This window comes from Pseudomonas sp. LW8 (genome assembly GCF_041956865.1).
Lineage (GTDB): Bacteria > Pseudomonadota > Gammaproteobacteria > Pseudomonadales > Pseudomonadaceae > Aquipseudomonas > Aquipseudomonas siliginis.
Map to the genome: position 1 here is coordinate 3,328,974 of NZ_CP168138.1, position 22,453 is coordinate 3,351,426.

Consider the following 22,453-nt stretch of genomic DNA (forward strand, 5'->3'; position numbering starts at 1 on the left):
GGATACCGATATGTCAGAACACGTTCAGCCGCTGGACGCTGCGGGCAGCGCCGAGACCAGCAACGCCACGCAGAAAGTCATCTTCGCTTCATCACTCGGGACGGTGTTCGAGTGGTATGACTTCTTCCTCTACGGCGCCCTCGCGGCGGTGATCAGCAAGCAGTTTTTTGCCGGGGTCAATGACACCACGGCGTTCATCTTCGCGCTCATGGCGTTCGCCGCCGGCTTCATCGTACGGCCGTTCGGTGCGTTGGTATTCGGCCGTCTGGGTGACATGATCGGGCGCAAATACACCTTTCTGGCGACGATCATTCTGATGGGCGTGGCGACGTTCTGCGTCGGCCTGCTGCCGACCTACGCCAGCATCGGCATCGCCGCGCCGATCATTCTGGTGGTGCTGCGCATGCTTCAGGGCCTGGCGCTCGGTGGCGAATACGGCGGTGCGGCGACATACGTGGCCGAACATGCGCCTATCGGCAAACGTGGCTTCCACACCAGCTGGATTCAATCCACCGCGACCCTCGGCCTGTTGCTCTCGCTGCTGGTAGTGCTCGGTTGCCGCTACTTCACCGGCGACCAGTTTGAAGTCTGGGGCTGGCGCATTCCGTTCCTGCTGTCGATCGTCCTGTTGGGCATTTCCACCTGGATTCGCCTGAGCCTGCACGAGTCGCCGGCCTACCTGAAAATGAAGGAAGAAGGCAAAACCTCGAAGGCGCCGATCCGCGAATCCTTCGGCAAATGGGAAAACCTCAAAGTCGTGCTGATCGCGCTGTTCAGCATCAACGCCGGGCAAGCGGTGACCTTTTACGCTGCGCAGTTCTATGTGCTGTTCTTCCTCACCCAGTTCCTGAAAATGGACCCGGCGGTGGCCAACAGCCTGTTGATCATCAGCGTGGTGATCGGCGCGCCATTCTTCATCTTTTTCGGCTGGCTGTCGGACAAGGTCGGGCGCAAACCGGTGCTGATGCTCGGTCTGTTGCTGGCGACCGCGCTGTACTTCCCGATCTTCAAATCCCTGGCCCACTACGCCAACCCGGCGATCGATCAGGCCAGCCGTCAGGCACCGATCACCGTCCTCGCCGATCCCGCCACTTGCACGTTCCAGTTCGATCCGGTGGGTAAGGCCAAATTCGACAGCCCGTGCGACAAGGTCAAGACCTTCCTGGTCAAGCAAGGCCTGCCCTACTCCAGCGTCGCTGCACCTGCGGGCAGCGCTGTGCAAGTGAGTGTCGGCGACGTGAAGCTGGATGGTTTCGATGAGGCGGCACTGCGCGGCGCGATCACCCTCGCCGGCTACCCGCAACAAGCCGATATGCAGCAGATCAACAAACCGATGATCGTCGCCCTGATCGTCGCGCTGATCATCATCTCGGCCATGTGCTACGGCCCGCTGGCCGCGTTGATGGTCGAACTGTTCCCGACCCGCATTCGCTACACCTCTATGTCGCTGCCCTATCACATCGGCAACGGCTGGTTCGGCGGATTCCTGCCCACCGTGTCGTTTGCGCTGGTGGTGTACACCGGGGATATTTTCTACGGGCTGTGGTATCCGGTGCTGATCACCGGGGTGAGCCTGGTGGTGGGGATGATCTGTCTGCGTGAGACGAAGAATATCGATCTCGATAAAAACTGAAAAACCCGCTGACAACAATGGCGAGGGAAGCGATTCTCTCGCCATTTTTTGCTTCAGGCGTCCGCTTTGATCACTTCGAATTTCACCTGGTCCGGATAAAACGCCACATAGTTGCGGATCGGTTCAACCGAGATCTTGGGTTTTTCGTAAGTCCACACCGCATTGGCGCCCTCATGCCCCGGCACTTGCAGGCTGAAGTAATTGGCGTCGCCCTTGTACGGGCAATAGCTGGTGTGGTCGGTGCGGGCGAAGTATTTTTCGTCGATGTCTTCGCGCGGGATGTAGTACACCGGCGGATAGTTGGCTTCGTTGAGGATCATCGCGTGAGAGGACGCGGCGACCTGGATGCCGTGGAACTTCACCAGCAGACAGCCGGCAAGTTGTTCCAGGCTGATCACGGGACTGGGGCTTTTCATGAGGTTCTCCTGAGCACAGCGAAGAGACCGGTTCAGGTATAGCTGATGGTTGCGCAGCTCGACTGGATTACGGCCGAACGGCTAAACCTCCTGCAACGCTTTTATCTGTATATCCATACAGATAAAAGTTGCTCCCGCCGCGAACTCCCGCCATCCTGTGCCCTCTCCACACACTAACCAGCGATGGTAGCTATGCGGCTGTACCTCTGTGAAAAACCTTCCCAGGCCAAAGACATTGCGGCCGTACTCGGCGCCAAGCGTCGCGGCGACGGCTGCTGGTTGGGGACGGACGTCACAGTGACCTGGTGCATCGGCCATTTGCTTGAAACCGCGCCGCCGGACGCCTACGACGCGCGCTACAAACGCTGGGTGCTGGCCGATCTGCCGATCATTCCGGACAAGTGGAAAATGACCGTCAAGCCGCGCACTGCCAGCCAGTACAAAGCGGTAAAGCGCCTGCTCGGCGATGCCAGCGAACTGATCATCGCCACCGATGCCGACCGTGAGGGCGAGATGATCGCCCGGGAACTGGTCGAGCACTGCCGCTATCGCGGGCCGATCCGCCGCTTGTGGCTGTCGGCACTGGACGAGGCATCGATTCGCAAGGCGCTGGCAGCGCTGAAACCGGGCGCAGAGACGTTCAGCCTGTATCACTCGGCGCTGGGCCGTTCGCGGGCGGACTGGTTGATCGGCATGAACATGAGTCGACTGTTCACCTTGCTGGGCCGGCAGTCGGGTTATCAGGGCGTGTTGCCGGTAGGACGAGTACAAACGCCCACCCTGCGACTGGTGGTCGACCGCGACCGCAGCATCGCCGATTTCGTCCCCGTACCGTTCTGGGCAATCGACGTGGATTTGCTGCACAACGGAACGGCGTTTACCGCGCAATGGCGCGCGCCGTCGGACATTTGTGATGATCAGGATCGCTGCCTTAATCAGCCGTTGGCGCAACAAGCGGCGGCGGCGATCAGCAGTGCTGACAGCGCACGGGTGATCAAGCTGAAGACCGAGCGCATGCGCGAAGTGGCGCCGCTGCCCTTCGATCTTGGCACCTTGCAGGAAGTCTGCTCGAAAAAGCTTGGCCTTGGCGCGCAGGAAACCCTCGACATCGCCCAGGCCCTTTACGAAACCTACAAAGTCATCACCTATCCGCGCAGTGATTGCGGCTTTCTGCCCTTGAGCCAACACAGTGAGGCGCCATCGATCCTCACAGCGTTGCGCCAGGCCGATCCGAGCCTTGAAGCCTTGCAGGGTTATCTCGAACCGCAACGGCGCTCGCGGGCGTGGAATGACGCCAAGGTCAGCGCTCACCACGGCATCATTCCCACCATCGCCGCGAAGAATCTTGAACGTCTGACCGGCAAACATCGCGCGGTGTACACGCTGATTCGCGCGCGCTACCTGGCGCAGTTCCTGCCCAACCACGAATACGATCGCACCCAGGCCGATTTCGATTGCAACGGGCAGGCATTGCGCGCGGTGGGCAAGCAAATCATCGAAGCGGGCTGGAAGCGCGCATTGCCCGAAGCACTGGCACCGGCCAGGGGCCGCGAAGCACCAGCACCGCAAACCTTGCCGACCCTCAGCCAAGGCGTCGAATGCGCTGTGGCGAAAGTGAGTCTCAAGGACCTGTGGACGCAACCGCCAAAACCCTACACCGAAGGCGATCTGATCAAGGCGATGAGGAACGTCGCCAAACTGGTCGAGGATCCGCTGCTCAAACAGAAACTCAAGGACACCACCGGCATCGGCACCGAAGCCACCCGCGCGTCGATCATTCAGGGTTTGCTTGATCGCGGTTATCTGGTCAAGAACGGCAAGGCACTGGCGGCGACACCTGCCGCGTTCAGCCTGATCGACGCAGTGCCTCGCGCGATCGCCGACCCTGGCACCACGGCGATCTGGGAACAGGCCCTGGACATGGTGCAGAGCGGCGAGATGAGTCTGGAAGAATTCGTTACCAAACAGGCCGCGTGGATGAGCAAGCAGGTCACCCGCTGCTCCGCCCTCAGCCTGACCATCAGCGGCCCGCCGCCTGCGGGCAAAGCTGCAGCGCCGTGGAAGAAAAAGCGTAAGTCGACGCCCAGCAAAACCGCCGGTACGCGCAAACGCACGGCGCGTCCGACGACTCGCTGAATCCCTCGCGGTTCCCTTCTCGACGTTGTCGAAACGGATCTTTTCTCATTCCAAAACAGCTTTGTCCGACAATATGTAGTGCTTGAAAATAATCACTACAAAACCGTTGACGGCATCGTTTTGCTTTTGCATGATGAAGACGTTCCCCGATCGGGAACACTGGTAACACGCTTGAGCAAACTCGTCTGACCGCCGAGTTGTTTTTTCCGGATACACGCTGCCCACAAGGCAGATTGAAGAAGCTGACCTGGCCTGAACGTCCAGTACAAGGACGAGAAGCGCTGGCGAAAATTCTCAAGACGCTTGTGGCCGACACTGGATTGTCGTCAAGGAGCCTCCCGGTTTTCGCTGCTTCTCCTCGTTGTGACGCTATTGCGTAGCAGTTATTCAACACGACTACATGCAACAGATGCACGACCCCGTACTTCACACGGGCGAACGCTGACGTCCTGGTTTCGGTGCCAGGGATCAACTAACCGATGGGCTACCTGTATTAGCGAATCAACTTTGAAAGATCACCAGACTGGTCAAGGGGCATAACAATGAATCTGAACAATCAACCCACCATCGAAGAACTGGCGCGTATGTTCGCGGCGCAGAAAGACAGCCACGACAGCCATATTCTCTGGATCAGCAAGTCGGGGCAGGTACACATTGACTGCCTGTCGCCTCACGCTGGCGAAGAAGAATTCGACCGCAACCACCAGAACCTGCTGGCCCGCCTGAAGATGTACCGCCGCGGCCACGGTTATGTCGGCAAGAAAGCCGCGGCCGACAAGGACTTCATTGGGAACGTGCTGCAGACGCTGAAACAGGCGTGGGATTCGATGCAGAACAAAAATGAAGTTCGGGTGATTGATCGGTTTTATTGAGTTGTAGATTATTTGACTAAGGGCCTGCTTCCGATTGGGAGCAGGCCCTTTGTTGTTCTTTTGAGTTATGCGGCGTGAGTGCCCCCGTCGCCCCTCACCCCAGCCCTCTCCCGAGGGAGAGGGGGCCGACCGAGTTGCCTCAGCTCAACCGTAGACCTGAATGACCTTGGCGATTATGAGTCAACGAAGCTCGTTCAGGTCGGCGTAACTTGACCAAACACCTCGGTCAGTCCCCTCTCCCGCTGGGAGAGGGTTAGGGTGAGGGGCTTTTCATGCCGAGCACCAGTTCCACAAACGCCAACGCCGCCGCGCTGTGATAATTATTCCTGCGCCGCAACAACGCCGCTCCCCGCTGCGGCGCCTCCCCTTCAACACGCAAGCGGCGCAACGCGCGGTCTTCGCTGGCAATCGCCTCGGGCAGCATGGTCGCCAGCGGCGCATGCCGCACCACTTCCAGCAACGTACTCACCGAATTCACTTCAATCCGCACCTGCGGCGTAATCCCGTGCTCACGGAAATACTCATCCACCGACAACCGCGTAATGAAGCCCGGCGTCAGCAAGGCGAAATCCAGGGAAACAACCTCCGCCGGCGTCAACACCGAAGGGCTGCCATAGAGCGGATGCCCAGGGCCGACCATGATCCCCAGCGTCTCGGTAAACGCCGGTATGCATTCGATATCGGCATTACGCACCGGCGTAAACGCGATCGCGACATCCAGCGAATCATCCGCCAGCCCGGCCTCGATGTCGTCCATCGACAACTCGAAGATTTCCAGATGAATCCCGGGAAACCGTGCCCTGTAATCACGCACCAACGGCCCGACCAGATACGCCATGAACGTCGGCGTCATCGCCAGGCGCAGGGTTCCGCGCGACAAATCCTTCACATCGTGCAAGGCGCGCTGTCCGGCCTCCAGCTCCACCAGCACGCGCCGTGCGCATTCAATGTATGCCGCGCCGGCATCGGTCGGTTTCACCGTGCGGGAGGTGCGATCGAACAGGCTGACGCCGAGGGTTTCTTCCAGCTGCCGGATCTGCTGCGACAACGTCGGCTGCGACACATGCAGCGCTTCGGCGGCGCGGGTGAAGCCACCGTGATCGGCAACGGCGAGCAAATAACGCAAATGTCGCAACAGCATGAGTACACCATCTATAGGCAGGGCTTATGCGCAGCATTGTATATCGGTCTTGGACGCTATGAATCGACCGGCGCAACATTGCTTCCACACACAGCAAGCCAACCCCTGAAAGGAGTGACACCATGCAACAGTCCCACGCCTACAACGACAACAGCCTGGCCCTGACTACCCGCGTTCTCGACGCCAAGGCGAAAAAAGATCTGTCGTGGCAGGATCTCGCTGACGGCACCGGCCTCAGCCTGGCTTATGTCACCGCCGCCCTGCTCGGCCAGCATCCGTTGCCGGAAAACGCTGCTCAAGTGGTCGGCGACAAGCTTGACCTCAGCGCAGATGACGTCGCCGCACTGCAGATCATTCCTTTGCGTGGCAGCCTCAGCGGCGTGCCGACCGATCCGACCATCTACCGCTTTTATGAAATGATCCAGATCTACGGCACCACGCTGAAAGCGCTGGTTCATGAACAGTTCGGTGACGGCATCATCAGTGCGATCAACTTCAAACTGGACATCAAAAAAGTCGAAGACCCGGAAGGCGGCTCCCGCGCCGTGGTGACCCTCGACGGCAAGTTCCTGCCGCTGCGTCCGTTCTGATACGCCCGGCCCGCACCCTGCGTGCGGGCCATCTCATTTCTGTCACGAGGACATGCCATGAAAGCCCTGATCGACGGCTTCCTGAAATTCCAGAACGAAGCCTTCCCGCAACGCAGCGAACTGTTCAAACATCTGGCCACGACTCAGCAACCCGGCACGCTGTTCATCACCTGTTCCGACAGTCGCGTGGTGCCTGAGCTGCTGACCCAGCAAGAGCCCGGCGAACTGTTCGTGATCCGTAACGCCGGCAATATCGTGCCCTCCTACAGCCCGCATCCGGGCGGGGTGTCGGCGACGGTGGAGTATGCGGTGGCGGTACTGGGGGTGACCGATATCGTGATTTGCGGCCACTCCGATTGCGGCGCGATGACCGCGATTGCCCAGTGCAAATGCATGGATCACCTGCCCGCTGTCAGTGGCTGGCTGCAGCATGCCGAGTCGGCGAAGGTGATGAACGAAGCGCGCGTGCATGGCAGCGACGCGGCGAAATTGAGCTCGATGGTGCGCGAGAACGTGATTGCGCAACTGGCGAATATTCAGACCCACCCGAGTGTGCGCCTGGCGCAGGAGCAAGGCCGGTTGAATCTGCATGGCTGGGTGTATGACATCGAGACCGGCTCGATCGATGCGCTGTCGGCCGACCGCCGCACGTTTGTGCCGCTGGCCGAGCAACCTGAGACTTGCGCGATCAGCGCGCAAGCCAGCCACGCTGCCTGATTCCCCACCGTGATCGTTCCCACGCTCTGCGTGGGAACGATCAACAGATCAGCGTTTCACCCTGAGATCAACCTGAGTCATCCGGCTACGCACGGTAAACACGCCATCACCGGAAAGAATCGCACTGCGCGCGAACAGGCGCCCGCTCTCCCAATTGGAAAGGCCCAGTTCCGGCTTGTTCAACGCGTACTGACCATCGACCCAACGGGTGATGCCGTTGCCTACGAACGGCGCATTCACCGCGTTGTAGAAGCGTTCCTGAACCGCCGCATCCTCGCTGATCAACGACACGGTGAATTGCGGGCTGTGACGATTGAACAGCGCAATCGCCTGCTCCAGATCGTCGACAATCATCAGGCTGACTTCCGGGGTTTCTTCCCATTCCCACTCGCGGCCCAGCTCCGACTCGGGCAAAGACTCGGCCAGCGCTTCGGTCTGGTAACCCTCGGCGCGATAAACCTCGACCGTTGCGTTCTGCCATTCGCTTGGCAGGCAATTTTCACTGCCCGCGACGATGTGCAATTTGCAGCCTTGGCCGCGCGCAGTACCGGCGTCTTTCAAGGCATCGAGGAACAGCCGCACCAGCTCATCGGCGCGTTCGCGCTGAATCAGGCAGACGTTCAGGGTGTTGCAGACCTTGCGGTCCAGCGAGTTGCGCACCACTGCCGCGAAGCGAGTGGCGTCGGCGTCACGGTCGGCGATCAGCCACGCGCCGCCGGTGCCGTGCAGGCTGACGGCAGTGCCGGCCTGCTGAGCAATGCTGCCCAACTGACTGACCGCACGGCCCGAGCCGCGCGCCACCGCCAGCGACAGACGCCGATCGGCGAACATCGCCCAACCGGCGGCGTGATTGACACTTTCGACCAACGACACTGCGCCAACCGGCAAGCCGGCTTCGGCCAGTGCTGGATTCAGCGCGTGAGTGACAATGGCTTGCGCAGTGCCCAACGCATCGCTGCCGATGCGCAGCACAGCCGTATTACCGGTGCGCAACACCCCGGCGGCGTCGGCAAATACGTTGGGTCGGCCTTCGAAGACAAACGCGACGATGCCCAGCGGCGAGACGACTTGCTCAACCTTCCAGCCATCGTGCTCGACACTGCTGATCACTTTGCCACGCGTGGGCGGCGCATCGCGCCAGGCGCGCAGCCCGGCGATCATGTCGCGGCGCATGCGTTCATCGGCGAGCAAGCGTGTGGTCGAGCGACCGCGCGCCTTGGCCCGTTCGATGTCGGCGCGGTTGGCGGCTTCGATCTGCGTCCAGCATTCAGGGTTTTCCAGGCGCTGAGCGAAAAGATCGAAAAATCGGCTGATGGCTTCATCGGACACGGCCGACAACGCTGTGAATGCCGCAGCCGCACGCTCGATTGCCACCGAGGCGGCCTGTTGATCGGCCACGGGGATCAGCAACAACTCGCCACTGACCTGCTCGACCAGCAGATGGTCACCGGGCTGAAACCGCGCGGCCAGTTCGGGGCTGACCACGGTGACGCGGTTACCAGCGAAAGGGATCGGCGTGCCAGCGACTAGACGTTCGAGCGCAAGAGACATGAAGCGGATTCACCATGCAGAGGGCGGCCGGAAAATGTAGCGGATTACTGGCTGAAATACACCTCCTCAAACACTAAAGAAACCTGTGGGAGCTGGCTTGCCAGCGATAGCGGTGGTTCAGGCAAATTTATAGTGACTGACAGGGCCTCATCGCTGGCAAGCCAGCTCCCACAGGGTCATGTGGTGTTCAGGTGGGTCAGAACACCGACCAGCCAATCCTTGAGCTCAGCAACTCCAGCGCCGCCATCCCCGCCAGCGAGTTGCCGGCGGCATTCAGCTCGGGCGACCACACGCACACGCTGAACTGCCCCGGCACTACCGCAACGATGCCGCCGCCGACCCCGCTCTTGCCTGGCAGGCCGACGCGATAGGCGAAATTACCCGCCTCGTCGTACAAACCGCTGGTGGCCATGATCGAATTGACCTGCTGGGTCTGGCGGCGCGTCAGGATCTGCTCGCCGCTGTGCTTGCAGAACCCGTCATTGGCCAGAAAGCAGAACGCCCGGGCCAGATCGATGCAATTCATGCGCAGTGCGCAATGGCTGAAATAGCTGCGCAACACCGCTTCGACATCGTTGTGAAAGTTGCCGAAAGACTGCATCAGATAGGCCATCGCGGCATTGCGCGCGCGATGCTGGTATTCGGAGTCGGCGACCTTGCCGTCGATCATGATCTGCGGGTTGCCCGACAGGCGTCGGACGAAGTCGCGCATCGACAATGTCGGCGCGGCGAAGCGCGACTGGTTGATGTCGCAGATCACCAGCGCCCCAGCATTGATGAACGGATTGCGCGGGCGGCCGCGCTCGAATTCCAGTTGCACCAGCGAGTTGAACGGCTGGCCGGACGGCTCGTGGCCGAGCCGCTCCCAGATCGCTTCGCCGGAGTGATCGATGGCCTGCACCAGGCTGGATACCTTGGAAATACTCTGCACCGAGAACGGCGTTTCAGCGTCGCCGGCGCAATACATTTCGCCGTCGTTACTGTACACGGCGATGCCCAACTGGTTGGCCGGCACCGTGCCGAGGGCGGGAATATAGTCAGCAACTTTGCCCTGCCCGATCAGGGGCCGGACGGCGTCAAGGATCTCGTTCAACAGCGCTTGCATGCCGGGTTCCGAAAGTCTCGCCCCATGGGATCGCGGGGACACTGGGGCTAGACGCTGCGCCCGCCGGTCGCATCACACCGGCAAGCATCCAGCAGAATGTTCTAGGCTGAAGCGGACCATTCAGACACAGGAGAGCACCATGCACCTCGAAGGCTCCTGCCATTGCGGCGAAGTCACGTTCAGCCTCGACAGCGCCCATCCTTATCCCTATCAACGCTGCTATTGCTCGATTTGCCGCAAGACCCAGGGCGGCGGCGGTTATGCGATCAACCTTGGCGGCGACGCGACCACTCTCAAGGTTCGCGGACGCAAAAACATCAGCATCTATCACGCGAAGATGAAAGCTGACGGCGATAAGCGCGCCCATCGCAGCAGCGCCGAGCGTCACTTCTGCTCGCTGTGCGGCAGCGGCCTGTGGCTGTTCAGCCCGGAGTGGCCGGAGCTGATTCATCCATTCGCCTCGGCGATCGACACGCCACTTCCGGTGCCGCCGGAACACACGCACCTGATGCTTGGCTCGAAAGCGCCGTGGGTTGAGGTGGAGGCCAAGCCGAAGGATCAGCAGTTTGATGAATATCCTGAAGAGTCTATTGCTCAGTGGCATGAGCGACTGGGTGTGACCCGCTGAACACCGCGCCCTTCGCGAGCAGGCTCGCTCCCACATTTGGATTGCGATCACCTGTGGGAGCGAGCCTGCTCGCGAAGGGGCCGGGTCAGGCAATATCAATCAGTCCAGATGCGCCCAGGTCATCCTGAACAACGCCCCGCCCCACACCGAGTCGCCAACCTCAATCTGCCCGCCATGGGACTGCGACACCCGCCGCACCAGCGCCAGGCCCAGTCCGAAACCACCGGTGCGCCGGTCGCGGCTGGCATCCAGTCGCGAAAACGGTTCGAAGATTTTTTCCCGTCCCTCCAGCGGCACACCCGGCCCGTCATCGCTGACCCGCACTTCATAGTCATTGCCGTTGCGCAGCAGCGACACCTCAACGCGCTGCTCGGCATAGCGAATGGCGTTGCGCAGAAGGTTGATCACCGCGCGCGCCATGAAGCGCGGTTCGATGCTTACAGTGTCGACCTGGCAATCGGTGATCGACAGCTGCACGCCCACTGCTTCGGCCTCAAGCGCCACACTGCCGACGACGCTGTCGAGCCAGTCGGCCGCATGAATATTCTCCCGTTTGATCACTGTCGCGCCGTGCTCGAGGCTGGCGTAGGTCAGCAATTCCGAGACCATCTCCTCCAGCTCACCAAGGTCGGCATACATGTCGGCGATCAGCTCGCGATTCTGGCTCGCGTCCGGTTGCTGTTTGAGCTGATCGAGCTCAAAAGAAAGCCGCGCAATCGGTGTGCGCAATTCGTGCGACACCGCATTGGTCAGCTCACGCTGATTGGCGATCAAGCCCTCGATGCGCGCCGCCATCAGATTGAAGTGCTCGGCCAGATCGCGGATGTTCGAGCGCCGCGACAACTGGATGCGCACCGACAGATCGTTGTCGCCGAAACGCTCGGCCGCCAGCCGCAGCTTTTCCAGGTCGCGCCAGTGCGGGCGCACCCAGAAAAACAGAACGATGCCGATCAGCACTGCGAGCATCATGTACGCCGCGGTGATGTAGAACGGCATCAGGCTCGGCTCCGGCGGCAGCTTGATGCTGAGCAATTGCGAGCCGCCATCGATGTTGCTGATGAACTGCGTGTAATCGTCGCGGATCACCAACAGGTTCCGCGCGAGCTCGGCTTTTTCCTGCGGTGTCAGGGCCAGTTGATCGGCCTCGACCAGACTCAGCGACAGACCATAGTGCGCGCGCAATGAATCGAGTTTCTGTTCACGCTCGGCCCCTTGGCGGCCTTGCAGATGATCGACCAGCGACCACGCCTGACCGCGCACGGCTTCACGGTTGTAATCCTGCGTCTGGCTGTCGAGCAAGGCGTTGAAGGTGTGCTCGACCGTCTGCAACGCCAGCACCAGCCCTACCGTCATCACCAGAAACAGCCCGAGGAACAAACGCAGCATCTACAGCTCCCACGCGAACGGATTGAACAGATAGCCCTTGCCCCACACGGTCTTGATGCACACCGGCTCGCGGGGATTGTCCTTGAGTTTGTTGCGCAGTTTGCTGATGTAGACGTCGACGCTGCGGTTGAGGCCGTCGAAAGCGATGCCGCGCATGCGATTGAGAATGTCATCGCGGGAAAGAATTTTGCCTGCCGCGCTGGCGAGCAACCAGAGCAATTCGAACTCCATGGTGGTCAGCTCGATCAGCTCACCGGCCAGGCGCACTTCACGGCAACTGCGGTCGATGCTCAATTGCCCGAACTCAAGAAAACTCACCACGCTGGTGTCCGGCGTCTGCCGCCGTTGCAGCGCACGCAGCCGCGCGAGCAGTACCGGCGGTTTGATCGGTTTGATCACGTAATCGTCAGCGCCGGACTCCAGACCGAGGATGTGATCTAGATCGTCTTCCTTGGCGGTGAGGATCACGATCGGCGTGTCCGAGACACTGCGAATTTCCCGACAGACCTGCAAACCGCTCTGCCCCGGCAACATCAGGTCGAGCACCAGCACTTTCGGCTTGAATTCCAGGAATGCAGCCACGGCGAGATCGCCGCGATGCAACGTGCGCACCTCGTAGCCGTGTTGTTCAAGAAAGTGTGCGATCAGTGCGGCGAGACGCTCATCGTCTTCGACCAGCAGGACTTTGCCAAAACCCAGGTTATCCATAACGATCGTTGCCAAGCCAAACGTGGAAGGGCCGATATTATGCTGGCATTCATCGCACAGGCGATTACGGCAGACAGCAAAAACCGGCCACTTGGGCCGGTTTTCGGTGATGTTTCATACTTTTAAGATTTTTTTACAATCCGACAATGATGTTCGATTGAATTGCGGACCTCTGTAGGAGCTGCCGAAGGCTGCGATATTTTGATTTTCGATTTGTAACAACAAGATCAAAAGATCGCAGCCTGCGGCAGCTCCTACCCGATCATGCAGCGACCGGCACACCGCTGTGGAAGCGGAATTCTTCGTCCGGCGACTCGATCAGTTCCTGCTCGGCCGCACGGACGCGCTCGATCACCTGCGCGACATCCTTGGCATCACCATACTGATAGGCCAGTTTCAGATAACCCTGAAAATGCCGCGCCTCGCTTTTCAGCAAACCGAAATAAAACTTGCCCAGCTCTTCGTCCAGATGCGGCACCAGTGCTTCGAAACGTTCACAGCTGCGCGCTTCGATGAAGGCACCAACCACCAGCGTATCCACCAGTTTCACCGGTTCGTGGCTGCGCACCACTTTGCGCAGGCCGGAGGCGTAGCGGCCGGCGTGCAGCTGACGCAACTCGATCTTGCGCCGTTTCATGATGCGCATGACTTGCTCGTGGTGCACCAGTTCTTCCCGGGCCAGGCGCGACATCATGTTGATCAGGTCGACGTGGGCGTGGTACTTGGCAATCAGGCTCAGCGCCGTGCTGGCAGCCTTGAACTCGCAGTTCTTGTGGTCGATCAGCAGGGTTTCCTGGTCGGCCAATGCCGCCTGGACCCAGGCGTCGGGGGTGCGGCAGCCAAGGAATTCGTGGATTTCGGGAAGGATCATGGGGCTCACGGTAAAAGGTGTTCGAGCGAAGGGCGCCGATTATACCGGCCTGCCCGCAGACCACCAGCGGCGGCTGTTGATATGCATCAAGTCGCAGACGTTCGGGTAGCAACTATAGTTGTGCAACGCCGTGCCTTTTCTTTGCTGGAGACTCCGCTCATGCAAGCCATTCGCAGCATTCTGGTGGTCATCGAACCTGAACATGCAGAAAGCCTGGCGCTCAAACGCGCAAAGCTGATCGCCGGTGTCACTCAGGCCCATCTGCATCTTCTGGTGTGCGACAAGAAGCATGACCACGCCGGCCTGCTCAGTGTGCTCAAGGCGGCGTTGCTTGCCGAAGGGTACAGCGTGACCACCGAACAGGCATGGAACGAGAGCCTGCACGAAACCATCATCGATGTGCAGCAGGCCGAGGGTTGCGGCCTGGTGATCAAACAGCACTTCCCCGACAGCTCGCTGAAAAAAGCCCTGCTGACCCCGGCGGACTGGAAGTTGCTGCGCCACTGCCCTACCCCGGTGCTACTGGTGAAAACCGCCGGTTCGTGGAAGGACAAAGTGATTCTGGCCGCGGTCGATGTCGGCAATGCCGACGGTGAGCATCGGCATTTGCACAGCACCATCATCGATCACGGCTACGACATCGCCAGTCTGGCCAAGGCGCATCTGCATGTGATCACCGCGCATCCGTCGCCGATGCTCTCGGCGGCAGACCCGACGTTTCAGCTGAAATCGACCATAGAAGCCAAATACCGCGAGCAGTGTCGAGCGTTTCAGGCGGAGTTCGATGTCGATGACGAGCACCTGCACATAGAGGAAGGCCCGGCGGATGTGCTGATCCCGTTCATGGCGCACAAGCTCCAGGCGGCGGTGACGGTGATTGGCACCGTGGCGCGCAGTGGTTTGTCAGGCGCGTTGATCGGCAATACGGCGGAAGCGGTGCTGGATACCCTGGAAAGCGATGTGCTGGTGCTCAAGCCGCAGGAGGTTGAGGATCATCTGGTGGAACTGACGGCAAAACACTGAGGATTGCCATGTCTGACTGGCGCTTTCGCGAGCAGGCTCGCTCCCACATCTCGAATGCATTTCCCTGTGGGAGCGAGCCTGCTCGCGAAGCTTCTAGGCGCCGAAGGCGTCTTTCAGAAAGCCCGGGGCAATGTAACGCTGATAATGCGCTTCCGACAGCAGGAAGAATTCCCGATCAATGGCATCACGCAGTTCCGGCAGGTTCCAGTCGCGGAATTCCGGCAGCAACACCATCCCGTACGCCTCGAGATTAATGATCACCCGCGCCCCCCGGGCGATCAGCTGATAGGCCCAGCAATATTCCGACTGATGCGGTACGAAGCGGATCTTGCGCTGTTCGAGCTGCTCGCGCAGGCGCGCCGGATCGAAGATCTCGACTTTGCTCGCCATCACTTGTGACAGCAATTGCTCCAGACGCAGCCACACCGAACGTTTTTCCTCCTCGTTGTATCCGTTCCAATGGATCACTTCGTGATGGAAACGCTTGCAGCCACGGCACACCAGGTCACCGTAAACGGTGGAGCAGAGGCCGACGCAGGGGGTCTTGATGGTCTGATTGGGCATAAATGGGCAGAACACTGAAACGCGGAACAGGCCGGCATGTTAGCCCTTTGTCGGGCATTGATCACCCCTCAAACAACAGGGTCTCGCCAGCGTCGCAGGTTTGCTCCGGCCGCGCTGATTGCCACGAAAGTCCAATAGAGCGCGACTTACCTTTAAATTTTTTTTGCCGTAGAATCAGCCAGCCTTTTAAGGCGCCAATGTCCGTTAGAAGCTGTTTTCAAAGCGTCACGAGCACAGTCGTTCCTTCAGAGCGGTGTTGGCGAAGGGTTTTTCCAGCGGGGAAAAGCCCAACGCCAACCCTCATCAGCTCCCCGTTCTGCAGGCGTAAAACTTTGAAAGCAGCTTCTGTAAGGAATTGCCGGTAATTCTGGCCGAACGACCCACAACGTCGTGAGGCGCATGAGTACGGCAATTTCGGGATGAGCGTCCCGGACACCCATTTGGGACCACTGATGAGGGTAATAACTGTGCTTGAAGCCTACCGCAAACATATCGAAGAGCGTGCAGCCCTGGGTATCGTTCCCCAGCCGCTTAACGCCGAACAAACAGCAGGCCTGATCGAGCTGCTGAAGAACCCTCCGGCTGGCGAAGAAGCTTTCCTCGTTGACCTGATCACCAATCGCGTACCGCCTGGAGTGGACGAAGCCGCTTACGTCAAGGCCGGTTTCCTGTCTGCCCTGGCCAAAGGCGAAGCCACCTCCCCTCTGCTGGACAAGAAACGCGCTGTAGAACTGCTCGGCACCATGCAGGGCGGCTACAACATCGTCACCCTCGTTGAACTGCTGGACGACGCCGAGCTGGCGCCAGTCGCCGCCGAAGAACTCAAGCACACCCTGCTGATGTTCGACGCCTTCCACGACGTCGCCGAAAAAGCCAAGAACGGCAACGTTCACGCCAAGGCCGTGCTGCAATCCTGGGCTGACGGCGAGTGGTTCAAGAAGCGCCCGGTGCTGGCCGACAAGATCAGCCTGCGCGTATTCAAGGTCACCGGCGAAACCAACACCGACGACCTCTCCCCTGCGCCAGACGCCTGGTCGCGTCCAGATATCCCGCTGCACGCCCTGGCCATGCTGAAAATGGCCCGTGACGGCATCGTTCCGGACGAGCAAGGCAAGACCGGCCCGATGAAGCAGATCGAAGAAATGCGCGGCCAGGGCTTCCCGATCGCCTACGTCGGTGACGTGGTCGGTACCGGTTCCTCGCGTAAATCGGCCACCAACTCCGTGCTGTGGTTCTTCGGCGACGACATCCCGTACGTGCCGAACAAGCGCGCTGGCGGTTTCTGCTTCGGCAGCAAGATCGCTCCGATCTTCTACAACACCATGGAAGATGCCGGCGCCCTGCCGATCGAGTTCGACGTGTCGAACATGAACATGGGCGACGTGATCGACCTGTACCCGCACGCTGGCAAAGTCTGCAAGCACGGTACCGACGAAGTCATCACCACTTTCGAAATGAAAACCCCGGTGCTGCTTGACGAAGTCCGTGCCGGCGGTCGTATCCCGCTGATCATCGGCCGTGGCCTGACCGAGAAGGCTCGCGCCGAGCTGGGTCTGCCTCCGTTCGACCTGTTCAAGAAGCCTGAAGCTCCGGCTGAAAGCACCAAGGGTTTCACCCTGGCGCAGAAAATGGTCGGCAAGGCCTGCGGTCTGGCAGAAGGCCAGGGCGTGCGTCCTGGCACCTACTGCGAACCGAAGATGACCACCGTGGGTTCTCAGGACACCACCGGTCCAATGACCCGTGACGAACTGAAAGACCTGGCGTGCCTGGGCTTCTCCGCTGATCTGGTGATGCAGTCGTTCTGCCACACCGCGGCTTATCCAAAGCCGATCGACGTGACCACCCACCACACCCTGCCTGACTTCATCATGACCCGCGGCGGCGTTTCCCTGCGTCCGGGCGACGGGATCATCCACTCGTGGCTGAACCGCATGCTGCTGCCGGACACCGTCGGTACCGGTGGTGACTCGCACACCCGTTTCCCGATGGGCATCTCGTTCCCGGCCGGTTCCGGTCTGGTCGCGTTCGCCGCTGCCACTGGCGTCATGCCGCTGGACATGCCGGAATCGATCCTGGTGCGCTTCAAGGGCAAGATGAAACCTGGCATCACCCTGCGTGACCTGGTTCATGCCATTCCGTACTTCGCTATCCAGAACGGTCTGCTGACCGTCGAGAAGAAAGGCAAGAAAAACGCCTTCTCCGGCCGCATCCTGGAAATCGAAGGTCTGGAAGGTCTGACCCTGGAGCAGGCGTTCGAACTGTCCGACGCCTCGGCCGAACGTTCGGCTGCCGGTTGCACCATCAAGCTGTCGAAAGAGTCGATCACCGAGTACCTGCAGTCCAACATCACCCTGCTGCGCTGGATGATCGGCGAAGGCTACGGCGATGCGCGTACCCTGGAACGTCGTGCTCAAGCGATGGAAGCCTGGATCGCCAATCCTGAGCTGATGGAAGCCGATGCCGACGCCGAATACGCCGAAGTCATCGAAATCGATCTGGCCGAAATCAACGAGCCTGTGCTGTGTGCGCCGAACGATCCGGACGACGCCCGTCTGCTGTCCAGCGTTGCTGGCGAGAAAATCGACGAAGTGTTCATCGGTTCGTGCATGACCAACATCGGTCACTTCCGCGCTGCCGGTAAACTGCTGGATCAGGTCAAGGGTCAGCTGCCAACCCGTCTGTGGCTGTCGCCGCCGACCAAGATGGACGCTCACCAACTGACCGAAGAAGGCTACTACGGCATCTACGGCAAGGCCGGCGCACGCATGGAAATGCCAGGCTGCTCGCTGTGCATGGGTAACCAGGCACGCGTTGAGCCGAACAGCACCGTGGTCTCGACGTCGACCCGTAACTTCCCGAACCGTCTGGGCGACGGCGCGAACGTCTACCTGGCCTCGGCCGAGCTGGCGTCCGTTGCTTCGATCCTGGGTCGCCTGCCGACCGTCGAGGAGTACATGGAATACGCTGGCAAGATCGACAGCATGGCGGCCGATGTCTACCGCTACCTGTCCTTCGACCAGATCGCCGAGTTCCGTGAAGCTGCTGCGAACGCCAAGATCCCGGTCGTTCAAGCCTAACGCTGCAAGGCCATAAAAAACGCCGCCCATCGTGAGATGAGCGGCGTTTTTTTATGCCTGCCGGGCAAGCATTCTGATCGTTCCCACGCTCTGCGTTGGAACGCAGCCCCGGACGCTCTGCGTCCCCAAGCGTGACGCAGAGCGTCACAAGAGGCATTCCCACGCAGAGCGTGGGAACGATCAGTGACAGGTCAGACAGCCAGCTTGTAAACCAGCGCCGAAATCGCCACCAGTCCCACCGCGGTAACAAACACGTTCGACGCCTGACCGCGATAGCGCGCCATCGCTGGCACCTTGCGAATCGCGTACATCGGCATCAGGAACAGAATCGCCGCAATCACCGGCCCACCGACCGTTTCGATCATGCCCAGGATGCTCGGATCAAGCGTTGCGACGATCCAGCAGATCACCAGCATGAACGCCGCCACGATGCGATCCAGCGCCTTGGCGCCCGGACGTTTGCCGCTCTTGACGATCAGGCCCTTGAGGCCTTCGCTGGCCCCGATGTAATGACCGAGGAACGACTTGGAGATCGCCACAAACGCAATCAACGGCGCCGCAAACTCGATGGTCGGGTTGCTGAAGTGGTTGGCCAGGTACGACAGGATCGACAGATTCTGCTCTTTTGCCTCAGCCAGTTGCTCTGGCGACAGGGTCAGCACGCAACTGAATACGAAGAACAGCACCAAAATGACCATCAATGCATGAGCGCGCGCGAGGATCTGCGAGCTGCGCTCGTCAGCATGCACACCGTAACGACGCTTCTGATCCATCGCGAACGCCGAGATGATCGGCGAATGATTGAAGGAGAACACCATCACCGTAATCGCCAGCCACAGCGTGTGCAGCAGTGCTGACGGCGCCGGCACTTGCGCGGCGGTGGCGAGGATGCCGCCGTTCCAGTGCGGAATCAGGTACACGGCAAGGAACAGCAGCGCAACGATGAACGGATAGACCATCAGGCTCATGGCCTTGACGATCGCCTGCTCACCGCAACGAACCACAGCCAGCAGGCCGAGAATCAGCACGAACGACAGCAATGCGCGCGGTGGCGGCGTGATGTGCAGTTGGTGTTCGAGGAAACTGGCGACCGTGTTGGTCAGGCCGACGCTGTAGATCAGCAGGATCGGGAAGATGGCAAAGAAGTACAGCAGCGTGATCAAGGCACCGGCCTTGATACCGAAATGCTGCTCGACCACTTCGGTAATATCGGCGCCTTCGCGACCGGACAGGACAAAACGGGTCAGGCCACGGTGCGCGTAAAACGTCATCGGGAAGGCCAGCAGCGCGAGGATCACCAGCGGCCAGAAGCCACCCAATCCTGCGTTGATCGGCAAAAACAGGGTGCCGGCGCCAATGGCCGTCCCAAACAGTCCCAGCATCCAGGTGGTGTCCTGGCGATTCCAGCTCGAAAGTTCAGCGGGTGCTGCTGCGTCGAAGCGCTTTTCGAGGCTATTGGCCTGATCATTCATCCGGTCGGATCTCCGCATTCCGGTCACTTGCCACTCGGTCAGGACGCGTCGGAAAAAACCGACAGACATGCTCCGGCCGAAACAGGGGCGCGATTCTCCGTGATAAATCAATGCAAGCAAAGACTTAGCTGAGGAATGGTTGTGCGGAGCAGATCCAAGGATGGTCGTTTATAGAAAAAACAAGGTCGTTTATGGATACGTCGGATGCCGCAAACGGATACGTTTTGCACCCACCCATGCGTCATCGAATGCGCCTAGAGCGATATGCCGAGCATGAAACCCAATAAAACGCAGTACAGCCCGAAGCCGAAAAGCAACCAGAGCTTGCCATTTTCGCGCTTGTCTCTATTGCGCACCGCTTCGTCATATTCTGCGAACTCTCGCTCAATTTGCTCCAGTCGTGCCTTACGGTCATATGTGCTCATACTGATTAACCTTTGAATAATGCGCCTGACGGTCGTGAAGCATGAAGACTCACAACTTGAAGAAAAACCCTGCCACTGCGGTGATTGCAGTCAAGACTCCACCAAACACTGCAATTGGATAGAGCGTCGTCTCCCTTGATAACTTTTTCTCTTCAGCCTGAAGCTTTTTCCATTCAGCCACGAGTTTCCTTGATTCGTTTTCCAGCCTGTCTAGCTCCAGATTTTCGCGATCGTTATGGAACATTTGCCCTCCTTGGCTGCTGGCGGATCGGTGTCAGCATTCGCATGCACATCGACGGCTATCGTCATGCCCTTATCATCAAACTGTTCCATTCACGCTGACCAGCAGACGCATCTGCCATCCCCGTAGGCAAAATCCGCGATTCACGTAAGCCTCCTCATACGAGTGATCCGCAATATTCCAGACCAACTACCTGCCAGAACTCCGCCATTGATCTAGCGTGTGAGAAGCCATAACCCAAGGAGCCTCCCATGCCACTGGTCCGCGTCGACATCCAGCAAAACCCAGACCCCACTTTCGCCAGGCGCATCGGCGAACAGATCTACTCCGCCTTGCGCAGCTGTATCGATGTGCCCGAGCACGACAACTTCCAGATTCTCAATGAGCACGATGGTCAGCACTTCGTGTACGACCCGCAATACCTCGGCATCCAGCGCAGCGACGGCGTGGTGTTCATCCAGATCACCATCAGCGAAGGGCGCAGCGTGGAAAAGAAGCAGTTGCTGTTCAAAACCATTGCCGAAAGCCTGCATGCGCAACTGGGTATTCGCCTGGAGGATGTATTCATCAATCTGCTGGAGGTAAAGAAAGAGAACTGGTCGTTTGGCAACGGCATTGCGCAATACGTCAGCTGATTCGCAGCGCCCATGCCTGCGTGCTTGCTTGTTCCACGAACCCGTCCAGAATCAAAGCACCACTGCGCGAATGCAACGATTGCCAAGCCGCTGCGGATTCAGCACTCTGAGTCGACTTTCGCGACCCACCCGCCGCCAATCACAGGAGCCGCGCAATGCCCGCAACCGTTCTGGTACTGGTTGAAACGATCAATGACTATCTGCCGATTCTTGAGCATCAGGGATTCCACCTGATCCTCGCACCAACGCCAGCCGAACGTGCGCAAGCCATCGCCACCCATGGCAGCCGCATTGATGCCGTGCTCACTCGCGGCCCGCTGGGTCTGACCGCGCAAGAGATCAGCGCCCTGCCCGCGTTGAAAATCATCACGGTGATCGGCGCGGGTTATGAACAGGTCGATCTGCAAGCGGCCAGTGACCGTGGGATCACCGTCACCAATGGCGCCGGAGTCAACGCCTCGTCAGTGGCCGATCATGCGATGGCATTGCTGCTGGCATTGGTCCGCGACATCCCGCGCTGCGATGCCGCCGTGCGCCGCGGTGAATGGCCGAAAATCATGCGCCCGTCGCTGGCCGGCAAGCGTCTGGGCATCCTCGGGCTGGGCGCCGTGGGCATGGCGATTGCCAAACGTGCGGAGCTGGGTTTCGACATGCAGATCAGCTACCACAGCCGCCAGGTGCGCAGCGAAGTCGCTTATGCGTTCTGCTCGACACCCACCGATCTGGCGCGAGCCTCGGACTTTCTGGTCGTTGCCACGCCCGGTGGCATTGCTACTCAACATCTGGTGACGCGAGCTGTGCTCGATGCGCTCGGCCCCAAGGGTTTTATCGTCAACATCGCCCGCGCCAGCGTTATCGCAACGGCAGACCTGATCACCGCACTTGAGCAACGTCGTATCGCCGGCGCTGCACTGGACGTGTTCGATCACGAACCGGAAGTGCCTGATGCCCTGAAACACCTCAGCAACGTTGTGCTGACTCCCCACGTCGCTGGGCTTTCCCCCGAAGCCACGCAAGGCACCGTTGAACTGGTGGGGAAAAACCTGATGGCGTTTTTCTCCGGGCAACCGGTGCTGACTCCCGTCGCCCTGCCGCCCAAGTTGAACAACCAGCGCGTGCATTAACGCGCGTGGCATCGTCGAACCGCGCCGATCTTTGCCCCATTCTCAAAGTTGATCATCCAGCAACACGCGAACCTATAAGACCGACCCGCACTTGTGAGTACCCGAGCGCGCCATTAGATTAGCCAATGATGTCTGGCC

General features: G+C 59.7%; 21 protein-coding genes. 10 read left to right on the forward strand and 11 right to left on the reverse strand.

Annotated elements, in window-relative coordinates; translation table 11 throughout:
• Positions 1-10 precede the first annotated feature (10 nt).
• Positions 11-1,633, forward strand: a complete 1,623-nt coding sequence (locus AB9L16_RS15035) for an MFS transporter (RefSeq protein ID WP_024013261.1) — start codon at positions 11-13, stop codon at positions 1,631-1,633.
• A 53-nt stretch (positions 1,634-1,686) separates the two neighbouring features.
• Here AB9L16_RS15035 and AB9L16_RS15040 read toward each other — a convergent pair whose 3' ends face one another.
• A complete protein-coding gene (locus tag AB9L16_RS15040) occupies positions 1,687-2,049 on the reverse strand; it encodes a DUF427 domain-containing protein (protein ID WP_056789235.1) in 363 nt (120 codons plus the stop codon).
• A gap of 192 nt (positions 2,050-2,241) precedes the next feature.
• Between AB9L16_RS15040 and AB9L16_RS15045 the strand changes: the two genes are divergently transcribed.
• Positions 2,242-4,185, forward strand: coding sequence for a DNA topoisomerase III (locus AB9L16_RS15045; protein WP_375122320.1), 1,944 nt, complete (start codon positions 2,242-2,244; stop codon positions 4,183-4,185).
• A 542-nt stretch (positions 4,186-4,727) separates the two neighbouring features.
• Positions 4,728-5,057, forward strand: a complete 330-nt coding sequence (locus AB9L16_RS15050; RefSeq protein WP_056789230.1) for a hypothetical protein — start codon at positions 4,728-4,730, stop codon at positions 5,055-5,057.
• Positions 5,058-5,310: 253 nt separating this feature from the next.
• Here AB9L16_RS15050 and cynR read toward each other — a convergent pair whose 3' ends face one another.
• A complete protein-coding gene (gene cynR / locus AB9L16_RS15055) occupies positions 5,311-6,198 on the reverse strand; it encodes a transcriptional regulator CynR (protein WP_375122321.1) in 888 nt (295 codons plus the stop codon).
• A gap of 122 nt (positions 6,199-6,320) precedes the next feature.
• Between cynR and cynS the strand changes: the two genes are divergently transcribed.
• Positions 6,321-6,788, forward strand: a complete 468-nt coding sequence (gene cynS, locus AB9L16_RS15060) for a cyanase (RefSeq protein ID WP_041480833.1) — start codon at positions 6,321-6,323, stop codon at positions 6,786-6,788.
• Between the two features lie 57 nt (positions 6,789-6,845).
• Positions 6,846-7,505 carry a carbonic anhydrase gene (locus AB9L16_RS15065; protein ID WP_073471183.1) on the forward strand — a complete coding sequence of 220 codons (660 nt, stop codon included), beginning with the start codon at positions 6,846-6,848 and terminating at the stop codon, positions 7,503-7,505.
• 48 nt (positions 7,506-7,553) lie between these two features.
• On the opposite strand, the gene AB9L16_RS15070 is transcribed toward AB9L16_RS15065, so the two are convergent.
• Together AB9L16_RS15070 and glsB are read right to left on the reverse strand one after the other, a co-directional pair.
• Complete coding sequence (locus tag AB9L16_RS15070) at positions 7,554-9,056, reverse strand: aldehyde dehydrogenase family protein (RefSeq protein WP_375122322.1); 1,503 nt, start codon at positions 9,054-9,056, stop codon at positions 7,554-7,556.
• 196 nt (positions 9,057-9,252) lie between these two features.
• Complete coding sequence (glsB, locus tag AB9L16_RS15075) at positions 9,253-10,161, reverse strand: glutaminase B (RefSeq protein WP_375122323.1); 909 nt, start codon at positions 10,159-10,161, stop codon at positions 9,253-9,255.
• Positions 10,162-10,300: 139 nt separating this feature from the next.
• Between glsB and AB9L16_RS15080 the strand changes: the two genes are divergently transcribed.
• On the forward strand, positions 10,301-10,789 hold the full coding sequence (locus tag AB9L16_RS15080; protein WP_137214906.1) for a GFA family protein: 489 nt from the start codon (positions 10,301-10,303) through the stop codon (positions 10,787-10,789).
• A 99-nt stretch (positions 10,790-10,888) separates the two neighbouring features.
• Here the strand turns inward: AB9L16_RS15080 and AB9L16_RS15085 are convergent, their stop codons facing one another.
• The 3 genes from AB9L16_RS15085 to AB9L16_RS15095 form a co-directional block, all read right to left on the reverse strand.
• On the reverse strand, positions 10,889-12,175 hold the full coding sequence (locus AB9L16_RS15085; RefSeq protein ID WP_375122324.1) for an ATP-binding protein: 1,287 nt from the start codon (positions 12,173-12,175) through the stop codon (positions 10,889-10,891).
• Positions 12,176-12,883, reverse strand: a complete 708-nt coding sequence (locus tag AB9L16_RS15090; protein WP_375122325.1) for a winged helix-turn-helix domain-containing protein — start codon at positions 12,881-12,883, stop codon at positions 12,176-12,178. It abuts the gene before it with no gap.
• 262 nt (positions 12,884-13,145) lie between these two features.
• On the reverse strand, positions 13,146-13,754 hold the full coding sequence (locus tag AB9L16_RS15095; RefSeq protein ID WP_041480839.1) for a tRNA-(ms[2]io[6]A)-hydroxylase: 609 nt from the start codon (positions 13,752-13,754) through the stop codon (positions 13,146-13,148).
• A gap of 159 nt (positions 13,755-13,913) precedes the next feature.
• Between AB9L16_RS15095 and AB9L16_RS15100 the strand changes: the two genes are divergently transcribed.
• Positions 13,914-14,777 carry a universal stress protein gene (locus AB9L16_RS15100; RefSeq protein ID WP_076562374.1) on the forward strand — a complete coding sequence of 288 codons (864 nt, stop codon included), beginning with the start codon at positions 13,914-13,916 and terminating at the stop codon, positions 14,775-14,777.
• A 93-nt stretch (positions 14,778-14,870) separates the two neighbouring features.
• On the opposite strand, the gene AB9L16_RS15105 is transcribed toward AB9L16_RS15100, so the two are convergent.
• On the reverse strand, positions 14,871-15,341 hold the full coding sequence (locus AB9L16_RS15105; protein WP_375122326.1) for a DUF1289 domain-containing protein: 471 nt from the start codon (positions 15,339-15,341) through the stop codon (positions 14,871-14,873).
• A gap of 467 nt (positions 15,342-15,808) precedes the next feature.
• Here AB9L16_RS15105 and acnB point away from each other — a divergent pair, with 467 nt between their 5' ends.
• Positions 15,809-18,418 (forward strand): bifunctional aconitate hydratase 2/2-methylisocitrate dehydratase, encoded by a 2,610-nt coding sequence (acnB, locus tag AB9L16_RS15110; protein ID WP_039763151.1) that lies wholly within the window; start codon positions 15,809-15,811, stop codon positions 18,416-18,418.
• A gap of 191 nt (positions 18,419-18,609) precedes the next feature.
• On the opposite strand, the gene AB9L16_RS15115 is transcribed toward acnB, so the two are convergent.
• The 3 genes from AB9L16_RS15115 to AB9L16_RS15125 form a co-directional block, all read right to left on the reverse strand.
• A complete protein-coding gene (locus AB9L16_RS15115) occupies positions 18,610-19,890 on the reverse strand; it encodes an HAAAP family serine/threonine permease (RefSeq protein WP_095180251.1) in 1,281 nt (426 codons plus the stop codon).
• A 254-nt stretch (positions 19,891-20,144) separates the two neighbouring features.
• Entirely contained in the window at positions 20,145-20,315 is a 171-nt protein-coding gene (locus AB9L16_RS15120; protein WP_163032915.1) for a hypothetical protein, read from the reverse strand.
• Between the two features lie 49 nt (positions 20,316-20,364).
• Positions 20,365-20,559: a hypothetical protein gene (locus tag AB9L16_RS15125; RefSeq protein WP_150635027.1), complete on the reverse strand. Its 195-nt coding sequence runs from the start codon at positions 20,557-20,559 to the stop codon at positions 20,365-20,367.
• 248 nt (positions 20,560-20,807) lie between these two features.
• On the opposite strand from AB9L16_RS15125, the gene AB9L16_RS15130 reads away from it, so the two are divergent.
• Positions 20,808-21,191 carry a tautomerase family protein gene (locus tag AB9L16_RS15130; protein WP_375122327.1) on the forward strand — a complete coding sequence of 128 codons (384 nt, stop codon included), beginning with the start codon at positions 20,808-20,810 and terminating at the stop codon, positions 21,189-21,191.
• 155 nt (positions 21,192-21,346) lie between these two features.
• Positions 21,347-22,315: a 2-hydroxyacid dehydrogenase gene (locus AB9L16_RS15135; RefSeq protein ID WP_095180254.1), complete on the forward strand. Its 969-nt coding sequence runs from the start codon at positions 21,347-21,349 to the stop codon at positions 22,313-22,315.
• Positions 22,316-22,453 lie beyond the last annotated feature (138 nt).